Consider the following 11,743-nt stretch of genomic DNA (forward strand, 5'->3'; position numbering starts at 1 on the left):
TTTTGATAATGAATAAAGCGCCGTTTGGCGCTTTATTCATCCTAGGGACCGCTCACCACCGAGTCCGAGAAGAGCGAGCAAAAAGGCTTTGCCAACCTGCTGATCGGCCTGTTCGGCGCCGTGCGCAATCCGCTGACTCATGCGCCCAAGGCGAATTAGCCCATGTCCGAACAGGATTCACTGGACATCCTGACGCTGGTATCGCTGATTCACCGCAAGCTGGATGGCACCACGAAATTAGCGGCCGTATCGCCATAAGGGAAAGACAAGAATGGACGAGGCGATCGTAGTCTTCTCTCGGAAAGGGATTTTCCAGACTACGATTGCCGCGCGTGACGTTCGCAGCCGGGAACATGCACGCAAGCTGTGGCCCCTGGTGTCTCCCGGCGCATCACGGCAGATGGTGACATGGGTCAGCCCCTCCTTTGAGAGCGGGAAGTTGCGTCGGAGATCCCACTTCCGCGTGCTTCCTGCCCAACACACCTTTAATCCGAAAGCGCACTTCGACGATGAAGAAGCCAGCCGGTGGCGCGCTGTGCAGGAAAGCCCCGAACACCGACAGGCGAAAGAACTTGTCGCTGCCGAACTCTCCCGACGCTTGAATGCCGGGCTTGCGATGCCGTGGGCGTTCAAAGATACGGATGCGTCGGACTATGCGCTGGAAGGCAACTTGTTGCTGGGTGCCGACCGGGTGGCAACCGAGCATCCTCTGGAGACGCCATTCGGCAGCAAATTCCGGCTCGACGTTGCCGTGCTCGGGCCGCCGGTTCAGGTCGAGCCGATGGTGCTTGGCGGCGTTGAAATCGAACTCAGCCACGCCTTCGACGGCCGCAAGGCGCTGATCGGGAAGTCGCTCGGATTTCCGTTGATCTCCATCGACATCACGGAGATGATGCTGGACGAACTCACGCCTGAGTGGGCACAGCGGGTACTGACCACAACCACGCGGAGCCACGAGCAAGGACGCCGGCAGACCTACATCTATCTCCACGACCTGCTGTACCACCTCTACGCGCAATTGCCAACGATGAGACGCTGAACAAGCTGGTGCGCTGGATGAACCTGCTCGCGGAGAAGCTAGAGTACCCGAAGGGTACGGTCGCCGTTGCCTTGGTCAATGGAAAGAACTAACAGTCGCGCAAGATGCTGGAACGCGCGGGACAAGTCGTTGGCCCCGACTGGAGTGAATTCAATGACCAGCGCTGCTTAGGGCTGACCTTGCCGCGCCCCAAAGGCCCAGCCGATCTCCAAGCCCATCGCTTCCACATGACGATGGCGCGCATCCTGCTGTCGCACACTGATGCGCACGTTAGCTACAAATACTGCAACTGCGTGGACAACAACCACCCCGAAGAAGACGTGTGGGTGGCGCATCGCTGGATTGCCGACCTGAAAACCCATACCCGGCACCGCGTATTGCCGGAGTCACCTTGCGGGCAAACACTACAACGGAGCCAGGCGCCTGTTTGCTTGTTGGACAGTTCTCAGTCCGTCGTCGGTTTTGGTGCTCTTTTCCGCGGAGCCGAAGAAGGCAAAGACGGCAAGCACTCGAATAGGCGTTCTGCATAGACGAACCCCATCCGCCTGACTGCGCTCTGATCGAAATACAGTAGCCAAGCGGCCAGTAACGCCAGCGAAATGAGCAGCGTTAGGCCAGCAGCCAGCCCCGGATCAGCAAAATGCACAGGGTCAAAATGTGGAGGCGCAACCTGCAAGATTTTTGCAATCAGCAATCCATAAAGGATACCCAAGAGGCACGACAAAATGCCAACAGGTTTCATCGCTAACATATTGCGATGGAATCCGTATGCAATATTCTCTTTGAGTAGGAGCTGCTTGTTGGAACGGGTGAGTTCACGAAGTCGCTTGGTTGCCCCAATGTAGGTATCGTCCGCCTTGTCCTGATCTGCTGATTCCTCCTCTGCGTTCGGCATGGCAATACCCAGCTTAGCTGTAATCGCGGTGTGATATCGCTGCTTGCTGACGCTATCCAGAAATTTGTCGCGATGGCGCAGGGCTATGGTTGTTGGCATTCCGCCCCATTTTTTCACTAGGGATTCTTCCAACTTTTTTCCCCGCCCACGGGCTACGCTTGCGAGTGCATAAATGGCACCGCAGCCACCCAGCAGTCCAATCACGCCTGTAAGTACCGGGTGCTTTGCGCCGTAGACACACAACAAGGGAACGAGCAGCGGCAAAGCTACAAGAAGTCCTGGAATTACGCGCGCCTTGCGCTCGTAGGGGTCTTTGACCAGTTCAAAAATATTCGTCATAGGTGCTTAGCTTTGGGCCGACAAGGCATCAATATAGGGTTGAATTTCATCGCGGTTTTTCAAAGTGATCTGCTGCGCGAGGGGGTCGGGTGCTTCCTTGGTATGCAAGCCCAAACGCCTCAGTGTGTAGTACAGAAACGCTTGGCGGCATGGAAGTTTGACCTGTCCACCCTCCATTCCATAGTCCAACTCCAGGACTCGTTTCTTGGCAGCGGGTAAATCGGGATGCGGTGCAAGCACCAGCGTCAATACAGTTTGCCAATGCGAATCCTGGCTGGCGTCCACTTGGCTCGCCTCGAAGCCATCGATGCGCAGGATTCGGGCGAGGACGAAATCGCTGAAGCGCTGGCGCTTATGGCAAAACGCGCGCATGTGCCAGCGAAAACCGTCGTTGCCCAGAGCGTGCGGCGACAGCAGACGAACCGATTCGTCCAAGGACGTCATGGACTGGTAGCTCACCCAAATGGCTTCCTGCTGCCGAATTGCCCGGACCACTGCTTCGACGGTTTGTTCATTGATGGTGCGCCAAGGGGACGGTGCCCAATCTGCCTCAGGCGCTGAGCCAATAAAGCTGGACGCTGGTTCGATGACGCCCATCTTGGTGGCCAGCAGCTCCGCTAGATAGTGTTGCACCGAACTTCGCTGGTAAAGCGGGTGAAAACTCGGTGCTGCCGTGTAAGTCTTGGAACTGCGGTCATAAATCAGGTTGTTCGGCGCTAACTCCGTGTACTTGGCAATGTCCAGTGAGGCCTGGGGAATCGATATGCCGAAGTGCTCGGTGAGATCCATTCGATTGATGCGCCGCTCCCAGCGCAAACGGAAATCGATGAATTGAAGTCTGCTCTCTAACCCCCAGCTTAGCCCTTTGGGCTCAGCGGGATCGGCGGCAGTTACAGGAGGCTCTTGCATTATTTGCGCCTAATAAGTAGACGGATATAAAAAATAGTCGTACATTAACTATACGCGATCATCCTTCGGTCGTCTACCCGGAGACCTCAATGCCCACAACCATCACCTTTTTCCCCGTCGACAACGGGGACATGACACTCATCAAGTTCGGCGATCTTGACGCGACGACCCTGCTGATCGACGTAAACATCAGACAAGATGCCGATGATCCTGGGAAGGACGTGCGCGATGTCGCCAAGGATCTGCGCGAACGACTGAAAAAAGACGAGAACGGCAGGCCATATGTCGATGCCTTTTTGTTGAGCCACCCGGACCAGGATCATTGCCGTGGGCTGACGCGGCATTTCTACCTGGGACCGCTGGACAAGTACCCGGATGACAAGAAGGACGACAAGGACAAGAAAATCGTGATCCGGGAGATGTGGTCGTCTCCCATCGTGTTTCGACGCGCAAGCAAGACGCACACTTTGAGCGACGACGCCAAGGTATTCAACACGGAGGCGCGTCGGCGGATACAACTGAACCGCGACAAGAACTTCGCCGTCGGAAACGGCGACCGCATCCAGATCATGGGCGAGGACATCGATGGAAAAACCGATGATCTCACCTCGATTGTGCGGAAGGTGGACACGCGCTTCTCGACGATCAACGGCAAGAGTTCCGCATTCTTCTCTGCGTTTCTTTTGGCCCCCCTGGATGCCCAGGACGACGAAGAAGAGGAAGAGTGCCTGGTCAAGAACCAGTCCAGCGTGATCCTGAACATCACGTTAGCCGCTGATGCTCAGACGCCGGATGGCGCAAAGTTCCTTACTGGTGGCGATGCTGAGGTGTTCATCTGGAACCGCCAGTGGCAGCGCCACGAGACCGAAGCCGATGTACTTGAGTACGACATCATGCAGGCACCGCATCACTGTTCTTGGCATTCGCTGTCCTATGACAGTTGGTCCGACTACGGCGAGAAGGCCAAACTCGATGCCGATGCCCGCAAGGCGCTTTCGCAGACCCGTGACGGCGCCGTCATCGTCGCCAGTTGCAAGCCGATTGCAGACGACGACAGTGATCCACCCTGCATCCGCGCAAAGCGTGAGTACGTGGCGATCGTAGACGAAGCAAAGGGCGAGTTCTATTGCACGGGCGAGTACCCGAGCGAGAAATCCTTGGAGCCCCTCGTTTTCACCGTCACCGCTCAGGGAGTGCAGCCGCCCTCGAAGAAGGAGTCCGGATCGAAGGCCGCTGCCGTGATCACCTCCGCGCGCACTCCGATGCCGCACGGGGCATCATGACGGGCGCCATCGCTGACGCACTACATCAACTTCAGCGGCATCGGGGCCTGATTCGCGTTGGCGAGCCCAAGGCAAGCGGTGCATCGACGCAAATAGAAGTCGATGTTGCCGTCCAACTGCCAAACAGGTCACGGCGTAACGGCGTCTCCGAAACCGGAGTGCGCGCTGTCGAGACATGCGTGCTGGTATTCGGCAGTGATTGGCCCCTGTCCGCGCCCAAGCCTTTCTTGCGTGCGGACTTTCCGCTCAATTTGCCGCACATCAACCCCCATCGCGAAGGTGAGCTGGTCTCGCCTTGCCTGTTCGAGGGGTCCTTGGACGAACTGCTGCATCGGTTTGGTCTAGACGCCATTGTCGATCAGTTGGTCGATTGGCTGCACAAGGCTGCGGCCGGAACATTGCTGGACTTGGAACAGGGGTGGGAGCCGACGCGCCGAGACAGTTGTCCTTCGACCATTGTATTCAGTGCCGAAAAGGTTGCGGCCTCCGCACCTGCTGACGGCACGATTCTGGTAGTTCCCGCAGGCTACGTGACGATTGATGGCGGGCTATACGCCATCCTCAATGCCGAACTGACCGCACAAATCGATGCAGTGTTCGTCCATGATGTTCACAACGACAAATTGGGCAAGTGGGGAAATGGCCATACTGCGGCCTTCATTGCGCGGGCTCCAATGACCGACGGCCACCCGCACATGGTCGGACGCTACCAACCGGAGACGGTTGTCGATCTCGCGACGCTGCTTGATCTAGCAGCGGAACTTGGCATTGATCGCGACGCGTTGGCCCAAGGCTTGGATGGTTATTACGGACGCTCGATCCTGGATATGCAGCAGGACTCGCGCGGCTGGGTGCATGGCTTGTACGCGATTGTAATTCTGACGGTACAACGGCCAGCGTCGCTTGTGGGTTCACCAGGGAGAAGTGTCGAGGTATTGCCCTACGCGGTGCGCTATGAACTCAACGCTAAAGCGCTCCTGGAGCGAAACGCCACGGTTCACCCAGCCTTTCACGCGCATGCGTTGTCTCCTGAGTTGCTAGCAAGGACATCCGGCATTCCACCAGCAGCCACATCGCAGCCGCTAGTCATACTCGGCTGCGGAAGTGTGGGATCGAAAATCGCGATGCAACTGGGGCGAGCAGGTTTCGGCTCAATGACTTTCGTCGACAACGAGTCCATGTCACCTCATAACGCGGCACGGCATGCACTCATTGAGCGGACATCGGTACTGGTCCCACCTCGGAAGTCGGCGCGGATGAAGACGGCCTTTGAGGAGCTGTCGCATCTTCAATCGCGCGCGTTCGACACCGACGCCGTGACCCTTCTGGTCGATCCGGCACAGTTCGCCACAGTCATTCCGCAGGATGCGGCTCTCATCGTGGATGCGACGGCCTCACTTCAGGTGCTGGCCGCAGAAACACAATCAGCAGTACTGAACCAGTCTCCTGCCCGCCTGGTACGGATCGCGATGTATGGTCAGGGCCGCTGTGTCGCGGTTTTGCTTGAAGGACCTAGTCGCGCCGGTCGGGTTGACGACCTCACGGCATTCTTGTTCGAGTGCTGTCGGTTTGTGCCGGAACTGCGGGCATCGATTGCTGGGGATACGTCGGAGCCGACGCGCATTTTTGTGGGCGACAACTGCCGTTCACTGACGATGCCAATGTCTGATGCCGTTGTTTCGCGTTCTTCGTCACTGGCCGGTCTGCAACTGGAACGCTGGCTCGTTGGCGGGCTTCCGAAGGAGGCGATGCTTTGCACCGGGATCTCGGATGCCGAAGGCCTCGGCATGGCATGGACCCGCGCCAGTCTTGGCCCGACCACTGTGCTCGACGTAGCTGATGATGGTGGCTGGAACATTCGGATTCTGCACCCAGTCGTGCAAGCGATCCATGCCGATGCGCTGCACTGGGGCGCTCTGGAAACAGGCGGAGCCTTGGTCGGCCGCATCTCGTTTGAAAATCGAACCATCACCATTGCGGGCATCGTGGACGCGCCGCCTGACAGCATTCGAGAGGCCGCCTGCTTCGTCCTCGGAACGGATGGACTTGTTCAGAATTTGCGTGCGGCAAATGGAGCCTCTTTAGGGTATCTCACCTTCATCGGAACTTGGCACAGCCACCCGAAAGGCGGCCCACACTCGGGCATAGACCGAAACACATTGCGCAACATCGCCGAGGATGCTGGTGGTCTTCCCGCCGTGTCGTTGGTATGGACTCCGACAGGACCCACATGTGCGGTGGATCGCTGGTAGGGGTAAAGCCACCAGCACTTTATTGGCATAAAACAAGAGGGATGTATGGCTGACTACTTCGAGATCGATTTTCTTGGCGTCGAAACAGCAAAAAGCGGAGATGCGATCACGCTTCGCTATTCTGTGAATGGCACTGAGGGCGTGCACGTCGTTGACGGAGGATATCTGGATACGGGAGATCAGATTGTCGAGCACCTGAAGACCTACTACGGAACAACAGTCATCGACCATGTGATTCTCACGCACCCTGATCGCGATCACGCAAATGGTTTGCGAAAAGTTCTAGAGCAGTGCACGGTCAGAAATCTTTGGATCAACAGGCCGTGGATCTATGCAGATCAGTTGATTGATCGATTCGAGACCTATGAATCGGTTGAGGCGCTGAGACGGAAGTTGCGCTCCATCTACGATGCCACGGCAATTCTTGAGGATCTGGCGGTAGAAAAGGGAATTCCAATCCATGCCCCCCTTCAGGGGCAGAGCATCGGCCCCTTCACTGTGATGGCACCAACCCTGGGGCGCTATTTCGACCTGATTGTGGACTCCACGAAGACACCGGAGGCTGTTGAAGAAAGTGCTTTGGACAGCGCGTTGAGCGGCATATTCCGGGCAATGAAGGCCGCGACCGCCTACATCAAATCCCTGTGGGGCGAGGAGTATTTTCCGCCTGAGCCTACCAGTCGTGAAAATGAAATGAGTGTGGTCCAGTCGGCTGTCCTGAACGGTCATCGTGTCATGCTTACTGGCGATGCCGGGCGTGAGGCGCTGCAAGAGGTTATTGACTACGCGCCATTTGCCGGACTCGCGTTGCCAGGCATTCGGTATTTTCAGGTGCCCCACCATGGCGGGCGGCACAATGTCTCGACTGAAATTCTGGACCAACTGGTTGGTTCACGGTTGGACAGTATGCCGATCCAGCATACCTGGAATGCCATTTGCAGTTCTGCCAAAGCCGATGAGGATCACCCGCGGAAGTCCGTAATTCGCGCTGTATTACACCGGGGTGGGCACTGGGCGGCAACCGAAAGCAAGAATCTCCGCATCGGGGCGGGCATTACCCGCGATGGTTGGGTATCAATTCCTCAAGCGGAGTACCCCGAAGAACAAGAGAGTTGAGTCTATGAATGCGATGTCGCTCTCTGAGTTACCAACTTCAGTGCTCGAACTCCACACATGGCCGTGGTGGCGAAGATATTGGAATCGACCGCCGGAACTGGTTCGGAAGCGGTGTGAAGCTTGGTGTGAACTATTGGAGCTTAGGGAGGCGGCAGGAAAAGGCGTGCGCCTCAACACCCCAAAATCGAAGATTTTTGATGACTCACGCCGTCGATGGAGCATCCTGGATAAACTCGACCGTGGCAACTTTACTTTGCGGAGTCGCTTTCCGGTCTCAGCCTGGGGCGCTAAGGAGGATTTTCCAAAGTCCACATGGATCGCTAGTGCAAGTGACGATGGCGCCTCACTTTGAATGCGACGCAAGCGATATAGAGGGCATCTCCTCAAGTAAGTCAGCAGGCATGCCGCACGAAAATGTGGATGTCTTTGGTGCCTACTATATTGATGAGCAGAATCGATATGCCAGAAAAGGAAAGCCCTCGCTCTGACTGGATGATGCGAGCTTAAAAGAGCTTTGTTCACATGGCGAAATCCGGCTAATGCACGGACGTGGCTCCGACACGTTTAGCGTGCGAGCTTGGGATGGCCGTTTTTCCTTGATAACAGTGGCGGATCTCACCATCTTGCGGGCGCCGTGCATGTCGCCACGCGCATTGGCGCGAGCATTCACCACGCCTCGAAACTCTATCTCTACCAGCTCAACCATTTGACTGTGCAATGGCTGCTCGATGGATTTCATCTGGTATTGCTCCCCAGGTATTTGGATGGACAGATGCTATGGACTGTGAAGAGCTTGGTAGGTTCTGGTTCGAACATGGAGTTCCCACCTGTACTGGGCGAAGGTTCGCTTTTGGCGTTCCCTCGGGGTTCGCAAATCGCCGAGTGCGTGATGGCAGAACTATTGAGTCAGGGGCACCACGATTTAGGCAATGATTTAAGGGAGGCACTGGCTGCGTAACAGCAGTTCTTGACTGAATCGACGACTCCATGGACAAAGCAATTTTCATCTCCAATCTGCTGACAAGGATGTCTATGAATCACAGATAGTTGGATTTCATGGCACAGTATCTATTCTTAGTAGTAATATTAAAAAATTAACCTTTAGGTTGAATATTTAATCCTATATGTTGAATAAAAGATAAAGTTAATATAAGATTGGTTAATACTGTAAAAAGTATTTACTCTTTCAATAATGAATGAGTAACGCAATAGGGTTACGAAAATGTCTAAACTAACAGATTTTGGAAAAGCGATTAGGAAACTTAGGATTGATTATGATACCAATCTTAATGAACTAGCGACTTCAATTGGCGTTAGTTCAGCTTTCTTATCAGCTGTGGAAACAGGAAAAAAGCCAATAAGTGCTGAATTAATTACAAAAATTACAAACGCATTAGGTTTAAGTAAAGCAGAGGAAAATTTGCTTACACATGCTGCTAGTCAAAGTGTTGATAATGTTACTGTTCGAACAAATAGCCCAGAAGAAGCAGAAATTGCTTTGATGTTTGCTAGACGAATTCAAGACGATACTTTGAATATGGCGCAACTTAGAAAAATTCTTGAGGAGAATTGATATATGACATCTGGATGTATGCCTAGAGGTGTTAAAGTCGCGCCTTTAAGTAAACAAAGCATAAAACAAAAAGCACTCATTATTCGTGACAAGATTTTTAAACTGTCACTAAATCAGTCAATAGATTTAAGTCGAGGCTTAGAACATCGATTGCATGAATTAGGTGTCATTTTAGAAGTCTGGGAAATTGAGGATATGCCTGATGTTGAGGCTTTAACTAATCCAGATGCTATGACTATTATTCTTCGTGCAGATACTTATGATGCTTTATGCGATGTATCTGATCCAAAACATTGCCGTGCGCGATTTACTGTAGCACATGAAATAGGGCACTTAATTCTTCATGAGGGTTTTGCCTTAGCACGTGGTGCAGTCAGGCATAAACATTATGAAGATTCTGAATGGCAAGCTGATACGTTTGCGGCAGAGTTACTGATGCCAACACAAGCATGTATTAATTTGTCTATTGAAGACATTCAAGAAAAATTCAAAGTTGGTTATAAAGCGGCTAGAAATAAATTTAGTTCTTTAAAATGAAAAAACTGATATGAAAGCTATCTTTCATATCAGTTTCGGATAGTACACCCAAGGGCTATTCGGCTTACTCAGATGACTACTATAAAGCGTGAGAACTTCATTGTAGATCATTTAAGTCAGCTTTTCAAATCTCCTTGGGAGAGGAGGTGAGCTATGTGCTTAAGAAATTAGGTACTCAAGAACCGCCGAAAGGCATGAAATGGATCTTTTGTAGATTCCGTAAAGTACGAGGCAATTCTGGCAAGGTGTTAGATGCGCATGAGTATGGTTATGAGGCATGGGCTTTTTTAGTTCCATGTGCAACTTAAGTGATCTGGTGCACAGGCATTCGTGCTTGTGTGCTTTCTAAAATTAACAATGGAGTATTAAATATGTCTAATTACTTAATCAATCACAAAAATTGCCCTGAATGTGGTGGGCGTATCAAAGGTTATTATTATTACTGTGGCCGTTGTGGGAATCAGGATGTCGTAAATTGGAAATTTACAGGCATATTCCTGATGATTGCAGGTGCTATTTTCTTTCTTGTTATGTATTTCTCAACAAAAAAAATCTGTGAAAATACCTTTTTCTCGCAAGCTATATTCTGCAATTTTTTTTAAATAATTTATAGGTTGAGTATTAACATGTTTGAAGGATTCATACCTAATTATTCATGTTTATTGCATGCTAGAGATCTTGAAGGAAATATAATCGAAATCCATTTTTTTTCGAAATATACGCCAGAGCAAGCAATTGAAAAAAGCAAAGATTATTGGACTTATGATCTTATAAGGTTTATAGATTTTCCGACTCCTCAAAGATTTGAGTGGGGGAAAAAGACTATAGTCCATCCATTGGATAAAAAAGAATATACTGTTATATATAAGTAGGTTAGGAATGAAAGTTAAAGATTTAATTGAAAAATTAGAAAAGTTTGATCCTGAATTAGAGGTTTTAATTGCCAATGAGGATGATGAGATCATTGGCCTAAACAACATGGTACGATTCTTTGATGTCAGTCATGTTTCTTCTGTTCATGCGGAAACACGAAGAAATGATGTAGAAAGGAATGTTGAATTTACATTCGTAGGAATGCCAACTAAACATTCTAGAGAGTTTATTTTCATTGATGTCGTTTCACAATTTTAGAATTTTTTTTTGAAATTACTTATAGAAGATTGTATGAACAATAATTGTGAAAAATGTACTGTTTTATCTATAGATAGTATGCCGTTAGGCTGGAATACAATAGTAAAAGAAGATTGGGTTGACGATCTAAGTGGCGGTACGGAATGGAAGCAATTTGAGTGTATCCATTGCAAATCTATTCATAATATTAAGTATCGTGATGTGGGTGCTAGTCGCTCACGTTGGTTTTTCAAAAATGAATTGCCAAAATACTTAGGATTTAATGATTAAATTCATGCAAAAATCTGAAAGAAAAAAGCGCCGTTGGGTGCTTTTTTTAATTGTTCAAACCCTTCCTATGATCCTAGACACCTAATTTCAGGGCGATTGCAGCTACAGACTTGTGTGAGGTTGAAAGTGCATAATCAATTGCTTGCTTTTTAAATTCTGGACTAAAGCCTTTAGCCATTTTTACATCTATAAAGTTAACGTTACGTTATCTTTAGAAGTAAGCATTGTCCATATGGGCTGGGCTAGGATCAGTATAAGACTTATTTAACATTGATCACAGATAAGTAAGTTGTTGGGAAATTAAATTAGAGGTGGTACTCATGATGGTTACTAAAACTAAAATATTTTCAATAATAAACATATAAAACAATATATTACAAATATATATGATGCGTAACA

At 50.9% G+C, this 11,743-nt stretch carries 14 protein-coding genes and 2 pseudogenes; 13 read left to right on the forward strand and 3 right to left on the reverse strand.

The features are described 5' to 3' along the window. Positions 1-57: 57 nt before the first annotated feature. The 3 genes and pseudogenes from D7V20_RS20325 to D7V20_RS14775 all read left to right on the forward strand — a co-directional run. Positions 58-159: pseudogene (locus tag D7V20_RS20325) on the forward strand (TIGR02391 family protein); the annotation flags it as partial. Positions 160-162: 3 nt separating this feature from the next. Next, on the forward strand, positions 163-258 hold the full coding sequence (locus D7V20_RS20175) for a TIGR02391 family protein (protein ID WP_228130596.1): 96 nt from the start codon (positions 163-165) through the stop codon (positions 256-258). Between the two features lie 13 nt (positions 259-271). Beyond that, the gene (locus D7V20_RS14775) at positions 272-1,039 is read left to right on the forward strand and encodes a hypothetical protein (protein ID WP_016165495.1); all 768 of its coding nucleotides are present in this window, start codon (positions 272-274) and stop codon (positions 1,037-1,039) included. Positions 1,040-1,206: 167 nt separating this feature from the next. On the opposite strand, the gene D7V20_RS20180 is transcribed toward D7V20_RS14775, so the two are convergent. From D7V20_RS20180 to D7V20_RS14785, 3 genes are all read right to left on the reverse strand, one after another. Further along, the gene (locus D7V20_RS20180) at positions 1,207-1,401 is read right to left on the reverse strand and encodes a hypothetical protein (protein ID WP_228130595.1); all 195 of its coding nucleotides are present in this window, start codon (positions 1,399-1,401) and stop codon (positions 1,207-1,209) included. Positions 1,402-1,484: 83 nt separating this feature from the next. Continuing rightward, positions 1,485-2,273, reverse strand: coding sequence for a hypothetical protein (locus D7V20_RS14780; protein WP_016165493.1), 789 nt, complete (start codon positions 2,271-2,273; stop codon positions 1,485-1,487). 6 nt (positions 2,274-2,279) lie between these two features. Further along, positions 2,280-3,182 (reverse strand): WYL domain-containing protein, encoded by a 903-nt coding sequence (locus D7V20_RS14785; RefSeq protein ID WP_016165492.1) that lies wholly within the window; start codon positions 3,180-3,182, stop codon positions 2,280-2,282. 89 nt (positions 3,183-3,271) lie between these two features. Here D7V20_RS14785 and D7V20_RS14790 point away from each other — a divergent pair, with 89 nt between their 5' ends. From D7V20_RS14790 to D7V20_RS14840, 10 genes and pseudogenes are all read left to right on the forward strand, one after another. Next, a complete protein-coding gene (locus D7V20_RS14790; RefSeq protein ID WP_016165491.1) occupies positions 3,272-4,465 on the forward strand; it encodes a ComEC/Rec2 family competence protein in 1,194 nt (397 codons plus the stop codon). After that, the gene (locus tag D7V20_RS14795; protein WP_016165490.1) at positions 4,462-6,717 is read left to right on the forward strand and encodes a ThiF family adenylyltransferase; all 2,256 of its coding nucleotides are present in this window, start codon (positions 4,462-4,464) and stop codon (positions 6,715-6,717) included. Before D7V20_RS14790 ends, D7V20_RS14795 begins: the two co-directional genes overlap by 4 nt. A 45-nt stretch (positions 6,718-6,762) precedes the next feature. Next, on the forward strand, positions 6,763-7,833 hold the full coding sequence (locus D7V20_RS14800; protein ID WP_016165489.1) for a ComEC/Rec2 family competence protein: 1,071 nt from the start codon (positions 6,763-6,765) through the stop codon (positions 7,831-7,833). 401 nt (positions 7,834-8,234) lie between these two features. Beyond that, positions 8,235-8,791: pseudogene (locus D7V20_RS14810) on the forward strand (DUF6685 family protein). Positions 8,792-9,055: 264 nt separating this feature from the next. Further along, complete coding sequence (locus tag D7V20_RS14815; protein ID WP_016165486.1) at positions 9,056-9,406, forward strand: helix-turn-helix domain-containing protein; 351 nt, start codon at positions 9,056-9,058, stop codon at positions 9,404-9,406. A gap of 3 nt (positions 9,407-9,409) precedes the next feature. Then, positions 9,410-9,943 (forward strand): ImmA/IrrE family metallo-endopeptidase, encoded by a 534-nt coding sequence (locus tag D7V20_RS14820; protein ID WP_016165485.1) that lies wholly within the window; start codon positions 9,410-9,412, stop codon positions 9,941-9,943. Between the two features lie 155 nt (positions 9,944-10,098). Next, positions 10,099-10,251 carry a hypothetical protein gene (locus D7V20_RS19880; RefSeq protein WP_016165484.1) on the forward strand — a complete coding sequence of 51 codons (153 nt, stop codon included), beginning with the start codon at positions 10,099-10,101 and terminating at the stop codon, positions 10,249-10,251. Between the two features lie 318 nt (positions 10,252-10,569). Further along, positions 10,570-10,815: a hypothetical protein gene (locus tag D7V20_RS14830; protein ID WP_016165482.1), complete on the forward strand. Its 246-nt coding sequence runs from the start codon at positions 10,570-10,572 to the stop codon at positions 10,813-10,815. A gap of 7 nt (positions 10,816-10,822) precedes the next feature. Further along, a complete protein-coding gene (locus D7V20_RS14835; RefSeq protein WP_016165481.1) occupies positions 10,823-11,074 on the forward strand; it encodes a hypothetical protein in 252 nt (83 codons plus the stop codon). Between the two features lie 33 nt (positions 11,075-11,107). Then, positions 11,108-11,344, forward strand: a complete 237-nt coding sequence (locus tag D7V20_RS14840) for a hypothetical protein (protein WP_016165480.1) — start codon at positions 11,108-11,110, stop codon at positions 11,342-11,344. Positions 11,345-11,743: the final 399 nt, after the last annotated feature.

It is taken from the genome of Acinetobacter rongchengensis (assembly GCF_003611475.1).
Classification (GTDB): Bacteria; Pseudomonadota; Gammaproteobacteria; order Pseudomonadales; family Moraxellaceae; genus Acinetobacter; species Acinetobacter rongchengensis.

Bases quoted from the DNA above. Each gene is read 5' to 3' on its own strand.
- D7V20_RS14835 (WP_016165481.1), top strand. From the start codon at position 10,823: ATGAAAGTTAAAGATTTAATTGAAAAATTAGAAAAGTTTGATCCTGAA.
- D7V20_RS14830 (WP_016165482.1), top strand. From the start codon at position 10,570: ATGTTTGAAGGATTCATACCTAATTATTCATGTTTATTGCATGCTAGA.
- D7V20_RS20180 (WP_228130595.1), bottom strand. From the start codon at position 1,401: ATGGGTTTTCAGGTCGGCAATCCAGCGATGCGCCACCCACACGTCTTC.
- D7V20_RS14815 (WP_016165486.1), top strand. From the start codon at position 9,056: ATGTCTAAACTAACAGATTTTGGAAAAGCGATTAGGAAACTTAGGATT.
- D7V20_RS14795 (WP_016165490.1), top strand. From the start codon at position 4,462: ATGACGGGCGCCATCGCTGACGCACTACATCAACTTCAGCGGCATCGG.
- D7V20_RS20175 (WP_228130596.1), top strand. From the start codon at position 163: ATGTCCGAACAGGATTCACTGGACATCCTGACGCTGGTATCGCTGATT.
- D7V20_RS14775 (WP_016165495.1), top strand. From the start codon at position 272: ATGGACGAGGCGATCGTAGTCTTCTCTCGGAAAGGGATTTTCCAGACT.
- D7V20_RS14820 (WP_016165485.1), top strand. From the start codon at position 9,410: ATGACATCTGGATGTATGCCTAGAGGTGTTAAAGTCGCGCCTTTAAGT.
- D7V20_RS14790 (WP_016165491.1), top strand. From the start codon at position 3,272: ATGCCCACAACCATCACCTTTTTCCCCGTCGACAACGGGGACATGACA.
- D7V20_RS14800 (WP_016165489.1), top strand. From the start codon at position 6,763: ATGGCTGACTACTTCGAGATCGATTTTCTTGGCGTCGAAACAGCAAAA.
- D7V20_RS14785 (WP_016165492.1), bottom strand. From the start codon at position 3,182: ATGCAAGAGCCTCCTGTAACTGCCGCCGATCCCGCTGAGCCCAAAGGG.
- D7V20_RS14780 (WP_016165493.1), bottom strand. From the start codon at position 2,273: ATGACGAATATTTTTGAACTGGTCAAAGACCCCTACGAGCGCAAGGCG.
- D7V20_RS14840 (WP_016165480.1), top strand. From the start codon at position 11,108: ATGAACAATAATTGTGAAAAATGTACTGTTTTATCTATAGATAGTATG.